Source organism: Pseudomonas sp. ACN8, from assembly GCF_002303925.1.
GTDB lineage: Bacteria > Pseudomonadota > Gammaproteobacteria > Pseudomonadales > Pseudomonadaceae > Aquipseudomonas.
Window position 1 is genome coordinate 1 of sequence record NZ_MRCS01000034.1, and the last position, 16,571, is coordinate 16,571.

At 59.5% G+C, this 16,571-nt stretch carries 15 protein-coding genes; 13 read left to right on the forward strand and 2 right to left on the reverse strand.

What is annotated here, in order from left to right; genetic code table 11:
- Positions 1-157: 157 nt before the first annotated feature.
- From bioF to BSF44_RS19000, 5 genes are all read left to right on the forward strand, one after another.
- Positions 158-1,336 (forward strand): 8-amino-7-oxononanoate synthase, encoded by a 1,179-nt coding sequence (gene bioF / locus BSF44_RS18980; protein ID WP_095944820.1) that lies wholly within the window; start codon positions 158-160, stop codon positions 1,334-1,336.
- Positions 1,329-2,060: an alpha/beta fold hydrolase gene (locus tag BSF44_RS18985; protein WP_095944821.1), complete on the forward strand. Its 732-nt coding sequence runs from the start codon at positions 1,329-1,331 to the stop codon at positions 2,058-2,060. The genes bioF and BSF44_RS18985 overlap by 8 nt, the downstream gene beginning before the upstream one ends.
- The gene (bioC, locus tag BSF44_RS18990) at positions 2,053-2,865 is read left to right on the forward strand and encodes a malonyl-ACP O-methyltransferase BioC (RefSeq protein ID WP_095944822.1); all 813 of its coding nucleotides are present in this window, start codon (positions 2,053-2,055) and stop codon (positions 2,863-2,865) included. Before BSF44_RS18985 ends, bioC begins: the two co-directional genes overlap by 8 nt.
- A complete protein-coding gene (gene bioD / locus BSF44_RS18995) occupies positions 2,862-3,542 on the forward strand; it encodes a dethiobiotin synthase (protein WP_095944823.1) in 681 nt (226 codons plus the stop codon). Before bioC ends, bioD begins: the two co-directional genes overlap by 4 nt.
- A gap of 123 nt (positions 3,543-3,665) precedes the next feature.
- Positions 3,666-3,962: a pyrroloquinoline quinone biosynthesis protein PqqE gene (locus BSF44_RS19000; RefSeq protein ID WP_095944824.1), complete on the forward strand. Its 297-nt coding sequence runs from the start codon at positions 3,666-3,668 to the stop codon at positions 3,960-3,962.
- Between the two features lie 61 nt (positions 3,963-4,023).
- Here BSF44_RS19000 and BSF44_RS19005 read toward each other — a convergent pair whose 3' ends face one another.
- Complete coding sequence (locus BSF44_RS19005; protein WP_095944825.1) at positions 4,024-5,268, reverse strand: hypothetical protein; 1,245 nt, start codon at positions 5,266-5,268, stop codon at positions 4,024-4,026.
- A 316-nt stretch (positions 5,269-5,584) separates the two neighbouring features.
- Here BSF44_RS19005 and BSF44_RS19010 point away from each other — a divergent pair, with 316 nt between their 5' ends.
- The 4 genes from BSF44_RS19010 (at position 5,585) to BSF44_RS19025 (ending at position 12,714) form a co-directional block, all read left to right on the forward strand.
- Positions 5,585-7,390 carry a phenylacyl-CoA dehydrogenase gene (locus BSF44_RS19010; RefSeq protein ID WP_095944826.1) on the forward strand — a complete coding sequence of 602 codons (1,806 nt, stop codon included), beginning with the start codon at positions 5,585-5,587 and terminating at the stop codon, positions 7,388-7,390.
- Positions 7,391-7,586: 196 nt separating this feature from the next.
- Positions 7,587-8,879, forward strand: coding sequence for a GGDEF domain-containing protein (locus tag BSF44_RS19015; protein WP_095944827.1), 1,293 nt, complete (start codon positions 7,587-7,589; stop codon positions 8,877-8,879).
- Between the two features lie 85 nt (positions 8,880-8,964).
- Positions 8,965-10,761, forward strand: coding sequence for an acyl-CoA dehydrogenase C-terminal domain-containing protein (locus BSF44_RS19020; RefSeq protein ID WP_095944828.1), 1,797 nt, complete (start codon positions 8,965-8,967; stop codon positions 10,759-10,761).
- A gap of 174 nt (positions 10,762-10,935) precedes the next feature.
- A complete protein-coding gene (locus tag BSF44_RS19025; protein WP_095944829.1) occupies positions 10,936-12,714 on the forward strand; it encodes an acyl-CoA dehydrogenase C-terminal domain-containing protein in 1,779 nt (592 codons plus the stop codon).
- A gap of 227 nt (positions 12,715-12,941) precedes the next feature.
- Here the strand turns inward: BSF44_RS19025 and BSF44_RS19030 are convergent, their stop codons facing one another.
- Complete coding sequence (locus tag BSF44_RS19030; protein WP_095944830.1) at positions 12,942-13,871, reverse strand: LysR family transcriptional regulator; 930 nt, start codon at positions 13,869-13,871, stop codon at positions 12,942-12,944.
- Between the two features lie 169 nt (positions 13,872-14,040).
- On the opposite strand from BSF44_RS19030, the gene BSF44_RS19035 reads away from it, so the two are divergent.
- From BSF44_RS19035 to BSF44_RS19050, 4 genes are all read left to right on the forward strand, one after another.
- Complete coding sequence (locus tag BSF44_RS19035) at positions 14,041-15,324, forward strand: aspartate aminotransferase family protein (protein WP_095944831.1); 1,284 nt, start codon at positions 14,041-14,043, stop codon at positions 15,322-15,324.
- A 251-nt stretch (positions 15,325-15,575) separates the two neighbouring features.
- A complete protein-coding gene (locus BSF44_RS19040) occupies positions 15,576-15,932 on the forward strand; it encodes a type II toxin-antitoxin system RelE/ParE family toxin (protein ID WP_095944832.1) in 357 nt (118 codons plus the stop codon).
- On the forward strand, positions 15,925-16,245 hold the full coding sequence (locus BSF44_RS19045; RefSeq protein ID WP_095944833.1) for a DNA-binding transcriptional regulator: 321 nt from the start codon (positions 15,925-15,927) through the stop codon (positions 16,243-16,245). The genes BSF44_RS19040 and BSF44_RS19045 overlap by 8 nt, the downstream gene beginning before the upstream one ends.
- A gap of 82 nt (positions 16,246-16,327) precedes the next feature.
- Positions 16,328-16,486 carry a YqaE/Pmp3 family membrane protein gene (locus BSF44_RS19050; protein WP_003228885.1) on the forward strand — a complete coding sequence of 53 codons (159 nt, stop codon included), beginning with the start codon at positions 16,328-16,330 and terminating at the stop codon, positions 16,484-16,486.
- The last annotated feature ends 85 nt before the right edge of the window (positions 16,487-16,571 follow it).

Sequence of the window (16,571 nt, forward strand, 5' to 3'; positions counted from 1 at the left end):
TGCAGGCCTCGACTATCAAATGACACATGTCCCCTGTGGGAGCGAGCCTGCTCGCGAAGGCGTCGTGTCAGCCAACATCAATGTTGAATGTCAGTCCGCATTCGCGAGCAGGCTCGCTCCCACAGGGGACATGTGTCATTTGATAGTCGAGGCCTGCATGTCTTTCGATCTCGCCGCACGCCTTGCCGCCCGTCGTGCCGAAAACCTCTACCGCCAGCGCCCGCTGCTCGAAAGCCCGCAGGGGCCGCAAGTGGTGGTCGATGGCCAGCCGTTGCTGGCGTTCTGTAACAACGACTACCTGGGCCTGGCCAATCATCCGCAAGTGATCGAAGCCTGGCGTGCCGGCGCGTCGAAGTGGGGGGTGGGCGGAGGGGCATCCCATCTGGTCATCGGTCATAGTTCCCCGCACCATGCCCTGGAAGAAGCGTTGGCCGACCTGACCGGTCGTCCGCGCGCGTTGCTGTTCACCACCGGTTATATGGCCAACCTCGGCGCGGTCACGGCGCTGGTGGGGCAGGGTGATACGGTGCTCGAAGACCGTCTCAATCATGCGTCGCTGCTCGACGCGGGGCTGCTGTCCGGCGCGCGGTTCAATCGCTACCTGCACAACGACCCGGCGAGCCTCGCCAAACGCCTGGAAAAAGCCACCGGCAATACGCTGGTGGTCACCGATGGCGTGTTCAGCATGGACGGTGATATCGCCGACCTGCCGGCGCTGGCCCGGGAAGCCAAGGCCAAAGGTGCCTGGTTGATGGTCGACGATGCCCATGGTTTCGGACCGCTGGGAGCCAACGGTGGCGGCATCGTCGAACACTTCGGCTTGAGCCAGGATGACGTTCCGGTGCTGGTCGGCACCCTCGGCAAGGCGTTCGGCACGGCGGGTGCCTTTGTGGCTGGCAGCGAAGAGCTGATCGAAAGCCTGATCCAGTTCGCCCGCCCCTATATCTACACCACCAGCCAGCCGCCTGCGCTGGCCTGCGCCACGTTGAAAAGCCTGGAACTGCTGCGCAGCGAACACTGGCGCCGCGAGCATTTGCAGGTGCTGATCCGCCAGTTTCGCCAGGGTGCCGAACAGATTGGCCTGGAGCTCATGGACAGCTTCACGCCAATCCAGCCGATCATGATCGGTGACGCGGGGCGCGCGGTGCGTCTTTCGCAGATGCTGCGTGATCGCGGGTTGATGGTGACCGCGATTCGCCCGCCGACCGTACCCGCCGGCAGCGCCCGACTGCGGGTCACGCTGACGGCTGCCCACAGTGAGGCCCAGGTACAGCTATTGTTAAGTGGACTGGCCGATTGTTTTCAGCTACTGAAGCCGGAGCCAAGCCATGCGTGATCGTCTGATTCTGCTGCCTGGCTGGGGTCTTGGCGTTTCACCGCTGGAGCCTCTGGCGGCGGCCTTGCGAGGCCTGGATGAGCACCTGCACGTCGAGATCGAACCGTTGCCGGAGCTGGAGTCGAGCGATCTTGAAGAGTGGCTCGAAGAGCTTGATTCGACCTTGCCGCAAGACGTCTGGCTAGGCGGTTGGTCATTGGGCGGCATGCTCGCCTGCGAGTTGGCGGCCCGGCGTGGCGATCGCTGCTGTGGCGTGTTCACCTTGGCCAGCAACGCTTCTTTTGTCGCCCATGATCAATGGTCAAGCGCCATGCCTGGGGAAACCTTCGATGCGTTTCTGGCGGGCTGTGAAGCCGATCCGCGCGCGACCTTGAAACGCTTTTCACTGCTCTGCGCCCAAGGCGCCGAAGACCCACGCGGATTGTCGCGGTTGTTGCTCGGTGGCGCCCCGAATACCTCCGCGCCAGTGCTGCTCAGTGGTCTGCAAGTGCTCGCGCAACTGGATACACGACAGGCGCTGCAATCGTTCCGCGGTCCGCAACTGCATCTGTTCGCCGGCCTCGACGGGCTGGTGCCGGCGCAAGCGGCGGGCGAGTTGCTGGCATTGCTGCCGGATGTCGAAATCGGTCTGATTGAACAGGCCAGCCACGGGTTTCTCCTGGAGGATCCCCATGGTGTGGCGGGGGCGATCCAGGCCTTTTTGCATGAGTCCGGCGATGACTGATTTATCCCTTCCCAACCTGCCCGGCACCTTGCCCGACAAGCGCCAGGTAGCCGCTTCATTCTCCCGCGCGGCGGCCAGCTATGACAGCGTGGCCGAGTTGCAGCGCGATGTCGGCAGCCAATTGCTCGGGCGTCTGCCGCAGGACTTCGTACCGCAGCGTTGGCTAGACCTGGGCTGTGGCACCGGGCATTTCAGTCGCGCCCTGGATGAGCAGTTTCCGGGCAGTCACGGGGTGGCGCTGGACATCGCCGAAGGCATGCTCAACCACGCCCGGCCATTGGGCGGTGCCACACACTTCGTGGCCGGCGATGCCGAGCGTTTGCCACTGCAGGATTCGACCTGCGACCTGATCTTCTCCAGCCTGGCGGTGCAGTGGTGCGCAGACTTCGACTCGGTGCTCAGTGAAGCCTTTCGGGTGCTGAAACCGGGCGGCATCTTCGCGTTTGCTAGTCTGTGTGTAGGAACGTTGTTTGAATTGCGTGACAGCTGGCGCGAAGTTGACGGCATGGTGCACGTCAATCGTTTCCGGGAGTTTGGTGTTTATCAGCAGTTGTGTGCGGCGAGCGGCTTGAGAACGGTCAGTCTGCAAAACCTTGCGCACGTGCTGCATTACCCGGATGTGCGCAGCCTGACCCATGAACTCAAGGCGTTGGGTGCGCACAATCTCAATCCCGGGCGGCCGGGTGGCTTGACCGGCCGGGCGCGGATTCTGGGGCTGATCGAGGCTTACGAACAGTTTCGTCAGGCCCAGGGACTGCCGGCGACTTATCAAGTGGTGTACGCCGTTTTGGAGAAACCCTTATGAGCGCAGCCTATTTCATCGCCGGCACGGATACCGATGTCGGTAAAACCACGGTCGCTGCCGGGTTGCTGCATGCGGCGCGTTCGGCGGGTTTGAGTACGGCGGCGGGTAAGCCGGTCGCGTCAGGTTGCGACGTGACGCCCAAAGGCTTGCGTAATGCCGATGCGCTGGCCTTGCTGGCGGAGTGTTCACTGCCGCTGACCTATACACAGGTCAATCCGATGGCGTTTGAACCGGCCATTGCCCCGCATCTGGCGGCGCGAGAGGCGGGCGTGGCGCTGACGGTGCAGTCGTTGCTGACGCCGATGCGGCAGATTCTGGGCATGCAGGCGGACTTCACCCTGATCGAGGGCGCTGGCGGCTGGCGCGTACCCTTGGCGGATCAGGACAATCTGTCGGACCTGGCCATCGCATTGAAGCTGCCGGTGATCCTGGTGGTCGGTGTACGCCTGGGGTGTATCAGCCATGCCTTGCTGACCGCTGAGGCGATTGCCCGGGACGGTTTGCAACTGGCGGGCTGGGTGGCCAACATCATCGACCCCAAGACCTCGCGGCTGGAAGAAAACCTGGCCACTCTTGCCGAGCGCATCCCGGCACCGTGCCTGGGGCGTGTGCCTAAACTCAAGGCCGTTACGGCCGAGGCAGTGGCGGAGCACTTGCAACTGGACCTGTTGGACTGAGGTTTGTCGCATGCGGGCTTTGCCTATGACAAGGCACTGTGCCATTAGTGTTTTTGTCGAGTGTTTTGCCGGTCACTCTGCTTCAATGGCCGCTGTTGATCCTTTGAAAGGACGAGTTCTCCCATGGAAATATCAGGAAGCACCGCTTTTTATGCAGGTTGGAGCACTCTTCAGACAGGGCAGAGCCGTGTCGATCAAGCCGCCGGGCAGATCGCCAACACCACTATTGAGCGTTCGGTTACCAGCCAGTCCTCCGAGGCGCAGGTCGATCGCTTGCGTTCGGTCGACCGCAGCCGGCAATCGGACCTGGCCAGCAACGTGGTCGAAATGGCCCAAGGCAAGATTCAGGCGGAGCTGGGTGTGAAAGTCGCCAAGGCAGCCGACGGAGTGCTCGGGACGTTGATCGATACCTACGCCTGATTCTGTTTGCCTGACTGAAAAAAGTCGGGCAAACATCCTTTGCTGGAAATGAAAAACGCGCTCATTCGGCCAATAATCCGATTACCCTGGGCTCTCCTGTCGAATATCCCCCGCTACTACCCGACACGACGATCCGTTGACTTGATTGGATTACCACATCCCAGTAGTCGCCGGGGCTGTTATCCCAGGTGAAATCCTCCGGTTGTCCCTCTGGAGAAAATCGTTGTTTGGCTATGAAAAATTCGCTGCCTGGAGTCGCCCAGCGTACGTAGCCCACGAGGACAACTTTTCCGTCCGCTTGCACTGCCGCTGCACGCCAGTGCACATCGCCATCATCGCGAGAGGTGATTACTGGCGAGCCTGTATTGAATTGTTTGTCGTTGCTGCCGTCAGCATTGAGTCTGGTCAGTAGACCCCGAACCCTGTCGTCAGCCCCTTTCGTCCAGGTTGCGAAAATGATCTTGTCGTCCGACTGCAGGCGACTGAGTGCATCGCTAAAGATAAAGTCGCTGGCGATGGACGAACCTGCCACCTCCAGCGGAATATCGCTGAAGCCATCCGTTCCGAAAGTTTCATCCAGCTTTCCTTGTTCGTCGTAACGCGCGACCGCCCCGGTTCTTTTTCTTTGCGCATCAAAGTAGAGGCCTGTGACGATAATCTTGCCGTCGCTCTGTACGTGAACCATTTGGGCAAAGCTGTCCATTTGCTTGAACTTGATATCAATGAAGCCTTGGCCATTGCCGAACCCGGTATCCGGTTCTCCGTTGCTTTGCAGGCGGGACAGGCGACTCACGAGCGTTCCGATGGGGTAGTTGACGTGATAGTAAGCGACGATGAGTATCTTTTGATCGTCTTGCAGGCAGCCGTCAACGAACTTGTGGGGAACCGCTGGCGCATATGAATTAACCGGTCCCGTGACGATCCGGTTGCCAAAAACAAGGTCAGGGCTGCCATTGGCGTTAAAGCGTCGTACGCCAGGTCGGCGAACGTTGTCTTTTTGCGATTCACCGATCAGGACGGTTTTTCCGTCTTTTTGCATTAGCAGTCGCATCGGAATGGATTGGTCGCCTGCGTCGAACTGACTCTTGGTGGGCGTGAACCCCTCGTCTACCTGACCATCCATCAGCAGACGAGCGAGAAGAAACTCTTTCCCGATTCTTGATGCGTGGGTCAAGCGTCCATGCTCATCAGAGACGATGGTATGTGTCACTCCAGGTGCTTCACTGGGGCGTACCACGCCATTGCTGCCAAAATTCGGGTCAAGATTACCGGGTAGTCGCAAGTCAGTATCTGGTTGATTGTCCATCTCAAATCCCCTCCATAGACGATCCTCGGGAAGGTCACCATTGACCCCACGAGAGCCTATAGTCAGTAGGCGTCTTTTCGCTGTTTCGTGAACCTGTAAGAACTACCAGAACGATAGGCTTTATTGGCCATTTTCAGTGTCAATCAGGCCAGTTTCCTGTGGCCCTGTTCATTGCCGGTTTTAGCGATGACGAACGGCAAAAGATCGACGCTTGACAAGATTTGGGCGTAAACGTATGTTTCAAACAACTGTTTGATCGCAACAACGAATCCATGCGGTCGTTCATTCCCGGTTACATCAGCAGAGGTTTATCGCTATGCCTGACTACAAGGCCCCCTTGCGTGATATTCGCTTCGTTCGTGACGAGCTGCTCGGCTACGAAGCGCACTATCAGAGCCTTCCGGCTTGTGCCGACGCAACTCCGGACATGGTTGACGCCATTCTTGAGGAAGGCGCCAAGTTTTGTGAGCAGGTACTGGCTCCGCTGAACCGCGTGGGCGATCTCGAAGGCTGCACCTGGAGCGAGTCTGGCGTTAAGACCCCGACCGGCTTCAAGGAAGCCTACAAGCAATTCGTTGAAGGTGGCTGGCCGAGTCTGGCTCACGACGTAGAGCACGGCGGCCAAGGCCTGCCGGAGTCCCTGGGTCTGGCCATCAGCGAAATGGTTGGCGAGTCCAACTGGTCGTGGGGCATGTACCCAGGCCTGTCGCACGGTGCGATGAACACCATCTCCGAGCACGGCACCCCTGAGCAGCAAGAGGCTTACCTGACCAAGCTGGTTTCCGGCGAGTGGACCGGCACCATGTGCCTGACCGAACCGCACTGCGGCACCGACCTTGGCATGCTGCGCACCAAGGCCGAGCCTCAGGCCGACGGTTCCTACAAGGTTTCCGGCACCAAGATCTTCATCTCGGCCGGTGAACACGACATGGCCGACAACATCGTCCACATCGTACTGGCCCGCCTGCCGGATGCACCGGCTGGCACCAAAGGCATCTCCCTGTTCATCGTGCCGAAGTTCATGCCGAACGCCGATGGCTCGGTTGGCGCGCGTAACGCTGTGTCTTGCGGTTCCCTGGAACACAAGATGGGCATCCACGGCAACGCCACCTGCGTGATGAACTTCGACGGTGCCACCGGTTTCCTGATCGGCCCGGCGAACAAAGGCCTGAACTGCATGTTCACCTTCATGAACACCGCACGCCTGGGTACCGCGCTGCAAGGCCTGGCCCACGCCGAGGTCGGCTTCCAGGGCGGCCTGAAATACGCTCGTGACCGTCTGCAAATGCGTTCGTTGACTGGCCCGAAAGCGCCGGACAAAGCCGCTGACCCGATCATCGTGCACCCTGACGTACGCCGCATGCTGTTGACCATGAAGGCATTCGCCGAAGGCAACCGTGCGATGGTTTACTTCACTGCCAAGCAAGTCGACATCGTCAAATACGGCGTGGACGAAGAGGAGAAGAAGAAAGCCGACGCACTGCTGGCCTTCATGACTCCGATCGCCAAAGCCTTCATGACCGAAGTCGGTTTCGAATCGGCCAACCACGGCGTGCAGATCTACGGCGGCCACGGCTTCATCGCTGAGTGGGGCATGGAGCAGAACGTCCGCGACAGCCGCATCTCGATGCTGTACGAAGGCACCACCGGTATCCAGGCGCTCGACCTGCTGGGCCGCAAAGTGTTGATGACCCAAGGCGAGGCTCTGAAAGGCTTCACCAAGATCGTCCACAAGTTCTGCCAGACCAACGAAGGCAACGAAGCGGTTCAAGAGTTCGTCGCTCCGCTGGCTGCACTGAACAAGGAATGGGGCGAGCTGACCATGAAGGTCGGTATGGCTGCCATGAAAGATCGCGAAGAAGTCGGCGCGGCCTCCGTGGACTACCTGATGTATTCCGGTTACGCCTGCCTGGCCTACTTCTGGGCTGACATGGCGCGCCTGGCTGCCGAGAAACTGGCTGCCGGCACTTCCGAAGAGGCGTTCTACACCGCCAAGCTGCAGACTGCGCGCTTCTACTTCCAGCGTATCCTGCCGCGTACCCGCACTCACGTCGTAACCATGCTGTCGGGCGCCAACAACCTGATGGACATGAAAGAAGAGAACTTCGACCTGGGCTACTAAGCCTTAACGAAGCACTTGAAAAAGCCGCTGCTCCTTCGGGACCAGCGGCTTTTTTGCTTTGAAGATTACCGGCGGAAAAATGTCTGTAACGCCCTTTGAAAAATACCTCAGTAATTCACTCAGTAACTCGGGCTTCCTGCCGTTACAGTAGTGGGCACATTGCCATCTATTGATCTGACGGGTCGGAGCTTTACCCTTGCCGCGCTCATCTGCTGTACGTTTCAGTCATTTCCTGCCGTCATTAGTGCTGTTGGTGGCGGGGCTTGCGGCTGCTTACATCAAGGATCTGAACGTCTTTTTCACGTCGCTGTTCAACGTGCTGCCCACCCTGGTGTTGTTGCTCGGTGGCGCCTATTGCGCGGTGTACCGACGCCAGCGTGAACTGTTTCTGATGGTCACGGTGTACATCGCCTATTTCCTGCTCGACACCCAGACCGACTATTACCGCGACAACGGTAAGGTGCGTGACGATGCCGCGGTGGTCTTTCATTTGTGTTGCCTGCTGCTGCCGCTGCTGTTTGGCGTGTTCGCGGCGTGGCAGGAACGTACCCATCTGTTCCAGGACATGGTGGCGCGTTTCGCGGTCTTGCTCGCAGTCGGCAGCGTGGCGCTGGGGCTTGAGCAAAGTTATCCACATGCGCTGCTGATCTGGCTGTCGGAGATTCGGTGGCCTGCCTTGCATGGCGCCTGGATGAGCCTGATCCAGTTGTCCTATCCGGTGTTCATTGCCGCGTTTTTGCTGCTGGCCTGGCAGTACTGGCGCAACCCGCGACCGCTGCATGCCGCGCAACTGGTGGGGCTGCTCGGGTTGTTCTGGATGTTGCCGAAAACCTTCATCCTGCCGTTCACGCTGAACATCATGTGCAGCCAGGCGATGCTGATGATCGCCGCTGCCGTTGCCCACGAAGCCTATCAAATGGCCTTCCGCGACGAGCTGACCGGGCTGCCGGGGCGTCGTGCGCTGAATGAACGCATGCAGCGCTTGGGACGCAACTATGTGTTGGCCATGAGCGACGTCGACCACTTCAAGAAATTCAACGATACCCACGGCCACGACGTCGGCGACCAGGTGCTGCGGCTGGTGGCCAGCAAGCTGTCGAAAATCGGCGGTGGCGGTAAGGCGTATCGCTATGGCGGCGAGGAATTTGCCCTGGTGTTTGCAGGCAAGACCCTCGAGGAATGCATGCCGCACCTGGAAGTCATCCGCGAGTCCATCGCCACTTACAATATTCAATTGCGCAATCAGGAAAACCGCCCGCAGGACGATAGTCAGGGGCGCCAGCGGCGTGCCGGTTCCGCAGCGTCGAGTGTGTCGGTGACGGTCAGTATCGGCGTTGCCGAACGGGTCGATCAACGCACCCCGGAAGAAGTGCTCAAGTCCGCCGACCAGGCGCTCTACAGCGCCAAGGGCGCGGGGCGCAACTGCGTGATGGCGTTCGGGCAGAACCGCCGTGGCGCCGTGCGCATGGACGCCGCTACGGTTGAGTGATGATGGCGCATTCAGCGAGCGCAAAGTGATTGTGAGGCGTGGTCGGCAGCAGTAGGTTGGAGAAATCTGCCGACGGAGAATGACCATGCCCGAGTACAAAGCTCCCTTGCGCGACATGCGCTTTCTGATCGACCACGTCTTCGACTTTCACCGCAACTACGCCGCGCTGGGGGCCACCGATGCCAGCCCGGACATGGTCAATGCGATCCTTGAAGAAGGGGCGAAATTCTGCGAAAACGTGCTGTCGCCGCTCAACCGCAGTGGCGATGAAGAAGGCTGCCATTTCGACAACGGCGTGGTCACCACGCCCGCGGGCTTCAAGCAGGCATTCGCCCAATATGTCGAGGGCGGCTGGCATGGCCTGGCGGCGGATCCGGTTTACGGCGGTCAAGGGTTGCCGATCTCTCTGGGCCTGGTGATCAGCGAGATGGTGGGCTCCAGCAACACCTCATGGGGCATGTACCCCGGCCTGACCCACGGAGCCATGTCGGCGATCCACGCCCATGGCACCGAGGCGCAGAAGCAGACCTATTTGAAGAAGCTTACCGCTGGCCAATGGACCGGCACCATGTGCCTGACCGAAGCCCATTGCGGCACCGACCTGGGCATCATCAAGACCCGCGCCGTACCTGCGGCCGATGGCAGCTACGCGATCTCCGGCAGCAAGATCTTCATCTCGGCCGGTGAGCACGACATGAGCGCCAACATCATTCACCTGGTGCTGGCCAAATTGCCGGACGCACCGGCCGGGACCAAGGGCATTTCGCTGTTCATCGTGCCTAAGTTCCTGCCCGATGCGACGGGCGAAGCGGGCGAGCGCAATGGCGTGTCCTGCGGCTCGATCGAACACAAAATGGGCATCAAGGCCTCGGCCACCTGCGTGCTGAACTTCGACGAGGCCAAGGGTTTTCTGATCGGCGAGCCGAACAAGGGCCTCAACTGCATGTTCACCATGATGAACCACGCGCGGCTGGGCACCGGCATGCAAGGGCTGTGTCTGGGGGAGGCGAGCTTCCAGGGCGCGATCAAATACGCCAACGACCGTTTGCAGATGCGCTCGCTGACCGGCCCGAAAGCGCCGGAAAAAGCCGCCGACCCGATCATCGTGCACCCTGATGTGCGGCGGATGTTGCTGACCATGAAAGCCTTCAACGAAGGCAACCGCGCGCTGACCTACTTCACCGCGCAGTTGCTCGACGTTGCCCACCTGAGCCCGGATGAAACGGCGCGCCAGGACGCCGAAGACTTGTTGGCGTTCCTCACGCCGATCTGCAAAGCCTTCATGACCGACACCGGGCTGGAGGTGACCAACCACGGCATGCAGGTGTTTGGCGGTCACGGCTTCATTCGCGAGTGGGGCATGGAGCAGCTGGTCCGTGACTGCCGGATCGCGCCGATCTATGAGGGCACCAACGGCATTCAGGCGCTGGACTTGCTCGGGCGCAAGGTACTCGGCAGCCAGGGCAAGCTGCTGCGCGGCTTCACCAAAATCGTCCACAAGTTCTGCGCGGCGAACGCCGAGCATCCACAACTGGCCGGGTATGTGGCACAGCTCAATCAACTGAACCAGCAGTGGGGTGAATTGACCACCAGGGTCGGCATGGCTGCGATGAAAAATCCGGATGAAGTCGGTGCCGCGTCGGTGGATTACCTGATGTACAGCGGTTACATCATCCTCGGCTACCTGTGGTTGCGCATGGCGCTGGTGGCTCAGGCGCAGCTCGATGCCGGCAGCGGCGAAGGCGACTTCTGCCGGGGCAAGCTGGCGACCAACGAGTTTTACTTCAAGCGTCTGTTGCCACGCACTGCCGCTCATCGGGCGGCCATTGAAGCGGGTAGCGATTGCCTGATGCAACTGCCGGCGGAGTTGTTTGCGCTTTAGTCATAAAAGTCCGTTACAAAGAAGCTCGCCTTGTGCGGGCTTTTTGTTGGTGACTAAAAATAACAAAATGGTCATGAGCTGACCCTATGTGTCGCAAAAGTTGTTGGGGTACACTCCGACCCAACGAAAACACTCTTCCTGTGAATCACCTGTATAGATCTTGCGAGGTTTGCCATGGCTGACTACAAAGCGCCCCTGCGCGATATGCGCTTCGTCCTCAATGAAGTTTTCGAGGTCGCCAAACTCTGGGCCGAACTGCCTGCACTGGCCGAGACTGTGGATGCAGAAACGGTCGAAGCCATCCTGGAAGAAGCCGGCAAAGTCACCAGCAAAAGCATCGCACCGCTGAGCCGTGCCGCTGACGAAGAAGGTTGCCATTGGGCGGACGGTGCCGTCACCACTCCAGCAGGTTTCCCACAGGCTTATCAGACCTACGCTGAAGGCGGTTGGGTCGGTGTCGGTGGCGATCCGTCCTACGGCGGCATGGGCATGCCCAAAGCCGTTTCGGCCCAGGTCGAAGAAATGGTCAACTCCGCCAGCCTGTCGTTCGGCCTGTACCCGATGCTTACCGCCGGCGCTTGCCTGTCGATCAACGCCCACGCCAGCGAAGAGCTGAAAGCCGCGTACCTGCCGAACATGTATGCCGGCATCTGGGCCGGTTCCATGTGCCTGACCGAGCCACACGCCGGTACGGACCTGGGGATCATCCGCACCAAGGCCGAGCCTCAGGCCGACGGTTCCTACAAGGTCAGTGGCACCAAGATCTTCATCACCGGTGGCGAACACGACCTGACCGAAAACATCATCCACCTGGTGCTGGCCAAGCTGCCAGATGCACCGGCGGGGCCGAAAGGCATTTCGCTGTTCCTGGTGCCGAAGTTCATGGTCAATGCCGATGGCAGCCTGGGCGCACGCAACCCGGCCAACTGCGGCTCGATCGAACACAAGATGGGCATCCAGGCGTCCGCGACCTGCGTGATGAACTTCGATGAAGCCGTGGGTTACCTGGTCGGTGAGCCGAACAAAGGCCTGGCGGCCATGTTCACCATGATGAACTACGAGCGCCTGGGTGTTGGTATCCAGGGCCTGGCCACGGGCGAGCGCTCGTACCAGAACGCTGTGGAATACGCCCGTGACCGTCTGCAAAGCCGTTCGCCGACCGGCGCGCAGTACAAGGACAAAGTGGCTGATCCGATCATCGTCCACCCGGACGTGCGTCGCATGCTGCTGACCATGAAAGCCTCGAACGAAGGTGGCCGTGCGTTCTCCACCTACGTGGCGATGCAACTGGACACCGCCAAGTTCAGCGAAGACGCCGTCACCCGCAAGCGCGCGGAAGACCTGGTGGCGTTGCTGACCCCGGTGGCCAAGGCGTTCCTGACCGACCTCGGCCTGGAAACCACCGTACACGGCCAACAGGTTTTCGGCGGCCACGGTTACATCCGTGAGTGGGGCCAGGAGCAACTGGTGCGTGACGTGCGCATCACCCAGATCTACGAAGGCACCAACGGTATTCAGGCGCTGGACCTGGTCGGGCGCAAGATCGTGGGTAGCGGCGGGGCGTTCTACAACCTGTTCGCCGACGAGATTCGCCACTTCACGGCGACTGCCAGCGCGGACCTCGCCGAATTCACCAAGCCACTGAACGACGCAGTGACCACCCTCGATGAATTGACCGCGTGGTTGCTGGACCGTGCGAAGAGCAATCCGAACGAAATCGGCGCGGCGTCGGTCGAGTATCTGCAAGTATTCGGCTATGTGGCCTACGCCTACATGTGGGCCCTGATGGCCAAGGCGGCTTTTGGCAAGGAAGCGCAAGACGATTTCTACGCCAGCAAACTGGGCACGGCGCGGTTCTATTTTGCCCGTCTGCTGCCGCGCATTCACTCGTTGAGCGCGTCAGTGAAGGCCGGTAGCGAATCGTTGTTCCTGCTGGATGCGGGACAATTCTGATGAAGTAGCATTTTGTAAGCATTCTCTTACATAACGTGCTGCTGTTCTCCCATAGATGCAAATTGGATCCACAGCTAATCTACTTTACATGGACGTAGCGCAGGAAGCGCAAAGCAACAACAGGGACACGTAGGATTCTGCCAGGACGGCGGAGTGAAATGGATGTCAGGGAAACAGTCTGCAAAGCCCCGCTTCGGCGGGGTTTTCTTTTGCCCAAAGAAAAGTTGCTAGCCCAGCCCATCCAAAGTCTGCGCGCTGTTCAAGCGTTCATCCGGGCCGTTTATCACTTCCTCCAGCAATGTCCGCAGCAATGCCAGCGAGGCCTGCTGCCGCTGCACATCCCGACACACCAAACCGACTTTCAGCGGCACTCGGGGTTCGCTCAGGGGTTTCCACAGCAGTTCGTGGTTGCCATGGGTCTTTTGCGAGCGACCGGGCAATACCGTTGCCAGGCGCGTGTGGGGCAGGCTGTCGAGGATGCCGGCCATGTTGTTCACTTCGGCTTGCACCTGTGGGCGACGTCCCAGGCTTGTCAGCTGTGCCTGCCAGATCTGCCTGATCTGAAATTCCTCGCCCAGCAGCAACATCGGCAGTTCGGCGGCCTGACTCATGGACACTTTCTTGAATTCACGCAGCGGATGCTCTGCGGGGATGACCAGGGTCAGTTCATCTTCGTACAGCATCACACCATGCAAGCCAGGCTGGCGGGGCGGCAGGTAGCCGATGCCGATATCCAGAGAACCGTTGAGCAGTCGCCGCTCGATTTCCAGCCCGGTCAGTTCGTAGATCTGCACCACCAGATGCGGCTGCGCCTTGCGCACTCGTTCGAGCATCTGCGGGACGAGGCTGGTGTGCACGGTCTGCAATACACCGATGGCCAGGGTGCGCAGCGCCTGACCCTTGAAGTTGCCGAGCGCTTCCCGTGCCCGCTGCAGGCCATCGAGCAATGGCAGAGCGTGGTTGTACAGCGTATGAGCCGCGAGGGTCGGCAACAGGCGTTTGCTGCTGCGCTCGAACAGGCGCACATCGAGGTTTTGTTCGAGGTGGCGGATTTGCTGGGACAGCGCCGGCTGGGAGATGGACAGGCGCTCGGCGGCCCGGCCCACGTGACCTTCTTCATAGACCGCGACGAAATAACGCAGTTGCTTGAAATCCATAAGTAATGCTTATCGAAATTGCTGGGAAATCGAAATGGCTGAACGCCTCGCCTGAGCCTAGTCTAACCGCATTCACAGGGCTTACAGGGCCACAGAGCGCGATGAATACCCTTTGCTTCGATGGTATTTACATAGGTAAGGCAAAAAACCTCATCAGAGGTTTTGTCAGATGAGTCTGTTCAGTCTGCGCCGCAGTCCTCCCAGTCTTGATGATCTGGTCATGGACGCCTCCCGGCCATCCCAAGGCGTTAACCTTTCCAGCGAGTACTTGATGCCCAGTGTCGAACGGCCGAAACAGGTGTTTGTGCGTGGCCAGGGTTCATGGTTGTGGGACAGCGATGACCGTGCGTACCTGGATTTTTCCCAGGGCGGCGGGACCAATAGCCTTGGTCATAGCCCTTCGGTTCTGGTCAACGCAATCACTGCCCAGGCTCAATCGCTGATCAACCCGGGTTTCAGCCTGCACAACCGCGGCATGCTCAGCCTCGCCGAACATCTGTGTGCCAGCACCGGCAGTGATCAGGCCTACCTGCTCAATACCGGCAGCGAAGCCTGTGAGGCGGCGATCAAACTGGCGCGCAAATGGGGTCAACGGCATCGTGGCGGTGCGTCGCGAATCATTGTGGCCAACAACAGTTGCCACGGCCGGAGCCTGGGGACGATTTCAGCGTCGGACAGTTCGACATTGATCAACCGATTCGAGCCGCAACTGCCAGGCTTCAGTCGTGTTCCGTTCAATGACCTGCCAGCGTTGCATGCGGCCGTGGATGAACGGACCGTGGCGATCATGCTCGAGCCGATCCAGAGCGAAGCCGGCGTGATTCCGGCCACCGCGCACTACCTCAAGGGCGTCGAACGCTTGTGCCGTGAACTCGGCATTTTGCTGATCCTCGACGAAGTGCAAACCGGCATCGGCCGTTGTGGCACCTTGCTCGCGGAACAGTCTTGCGCCGTCACGGCGGATATCGTCGTGCTCGGCAAAGGCTTGGGCGGCGGCGTGCCATTGGCCGCGCTGCTGGCGCGGGGCAAGGCTTGCTGTTTCGATATTGGCGAGGTGACAGGCACTCATCACGGTAATGCGTTGATGACCGCGGCGGGACTTTCGGTGCTCGATACCGTGCAGGACAAGGCTTTCCTCAAACACGTCGCACAAGCCGGGCAACACCTGCGTGAAGGCTTGGGGCGTTTGGCCCATCGTTACGGTCACGGCGAGTTGCGCGGACAAGGGCTGCTTTGGGGGCTGACGCTGTCGGACGACTCCGCTGACGCGGTGGTCAAGGCCGCTCAGTACGAAGGGTTGCTGCTCAATGCCCCACAACCCGACTGCCTGCGCTTTACCCCTGCGCTCAATGTCAGCAACGCCAACATCGATGAAATGCTCCTGCGCCTGACGCGGGCCTTCTCCCGAGTACGCACCGCGCAGTTGCAGTGCCGCAAAGGGATTGCCGTCTGATCAGACGCGCCCTGCACACATTCCAGAACCGTCTCGCGGTAATACGCACGCCTCACGCCCGACACTTTTGGCGTGGGGCGTTTTTTTGTGGCTGGTCTTTTCCAAAGGCAATTTCGGCTTGAGCGGTTAGCACATCAATGGCTTTCTAGCGTGCATCGGCAGGGAGTGCCGGTGCCAGCGAAACGGTATTGCTGTCGCGTTGGTTTTGATTTCTGTACCACTGAGTGGTATGTTTTATGGAAGGGATGCCGATGTCACCAAGGCTGTTCAAGACAAAGCGCTTCGCAATGCAGGCTGCCAAGGCCTGGATCGGTGATGACGAACTCCGGGAGGCATTCACCGAAATGCTCAATGGTCAGGCTGACAATTTGGGCGGTGGGGTCTGGAAGAAGCGTTTGAATGCCAACCGCCATCGCTCGATTATCCTGGCGAAGGGCGGTGCTCATTGGGTCTATCAGTTCCTGTACGCAAAGAAAGATCAGAGCAATATCAGTCCCAGGCATTTGCTCGACTTGCGAGAGTTGGCCAAGACATATGGTGGACTGACCGAAATGGAAATTCAGCGCTTGCTGGATGCAAAGGAGTTTGTGGAGATACCAAATGAGTAAAAAATTCAAAAGTGAGCTATCGGAATCGATCCACGAATCGGCCAGTGCCTTGTACGCCATCGGTGCAATCAGCAAGGCGACCATGCGTGAGTTCGATGAGTCTTGTCTTGCAACGGTACCGGATGCAATTCCCGCGCAAGAGATCAAGGCATTGCGTGAGCGCAACAATGTCAGCCAACCGGTGTTCGCACGCTACCTGAACACCAGCGCTTCCACGGTCAAACAATGGGAAGCCGGGGATAAGCACCCCAGTGGCATGGCGTTGAAATTGCTGAGTATCGTGCGCAAACACGGCCTGGAGATACTGGCCTGAGGAATCGGGCTGAACCCTGACAAACGGCGCAGGTCGATTAGCTGTAGGCTCGAACGAATTCACCCCAATCAGGAGCTGCTCCATGGACTTTATTCGCATCATCATCGCCATCCTGTTGCCGCCACTGGGTGTGTTTCTGCAAGTAGGATTCGGCGGGGCGTTCTGGCTGAATATTCTGCTGACGTTGTGCGGTTACATTCCGGGGATCGTGCATGCGGTGTACATCATCGCCAAGCGCTGAGAGGAGTGTCGGCAGGTAGATCGTCTTCGCGAGCAGGTCGGATCGCCGCACCGTCACTCCCACATTCGACCGAGTTCTCCCAAAG

Bases quoted from the DNA above. Each gene is read 5' to 3' on its own strand.
- bioF (WP_095944820.1), top strand. From the start codon at position 158: ATGTCTTTCGATCTCGCCGCACGCCTTGCCGCCCGTCGTGCCGAAAAC.
- BSF44_RS18985 (WP_095944821.1), top strand. From the start codon at position 1,329: ATGCGTGATCGTCTGATTCTGCTGCCTGGCTGGGGTCTTGGCGTTTCA.
- bioC (WP_095944822.1), top strand. From the start codon at position 2,053: ATGACTGATTTATCCCTTCCCAACCTGCCCGGCACCTTGCCCGACAAG.
- bioD (WP_095944823.1), top strand. From the start codon at position 2,862: ATGAGCGCAGCCTATTTCATCGCCGGCACGGATACCGATGTCGGTAAA.
- BSF44_RS19000 (WP_095944824.1), top strand. From the start codon at position 3,666: ATGGAAATATCAGGAAGCACCGCTTTTTATGCAGGTTGGAGCACTCTT.
- BSF44_RS19005 (WP_095944825.1), bottom strand. From the start codon at position 5,268: ATGGACAATCAACCAGATACTGACTTGCGACTACCCGGTAATCTTGAC.
- BSF44_RS19010 (WP_095944826.1), top strand. From the start codon at position 5,585: ATGCCTGACTACAAGGCCCCCTTGCGTGATATTCGCTTCGTTCGTGAC.
- BSF44_RS19020 (WP_095944828.1), top strand. From the start codon at position 8,965: ATGCCCGAGTACAAAGCTCCCTTGCGCGACATGCGCTTTCTGATCGAC.
- BSF44_RS19025 (WP_095944829.1), top strand. From the start codon at position 10,936: ATGGCTGACTACAAAGCGCCCCTGCGCGATATGCGCTTCGTCCTCAAT.
- BSF44_RS19030 (WP_095944830.1), bottom strand. From the start codon at position 13,871: ATGGATTTCAAGCAACTGCGTTATTTCGTCGCGGTCTATGAAGAAGGT.
- BSF44_RS19035 (WP_095944831.1), top strand. From the start codon at position 14,041: ATGAGTCTGTTCAGTCTGCGCCGCAGTCCTCCCAGTCTTGATGATCTG.
- BSF44_RS19040 (WP_095944832.1), top strand. From the start codon at position 15,576: ATGTCACCAAGGCTGTTCAAGACAAAGCGCTTCGCAATGCAGGCTGCC.
- BSF44_RS19045 (WP_095944833.1), top strand. From the start codon at position 15,925: ATGAGTAAAAAATTCAAAAGTGAGCTATCGGAATCGATCCACGAATCG.
- BSF44_RS19050 (WP_003228885.1), top strand. From the start codon at position 16,328: ATGGACTTTATTCGCATCATCATCGCCATCCTGTTGCCGCCACTGGGT.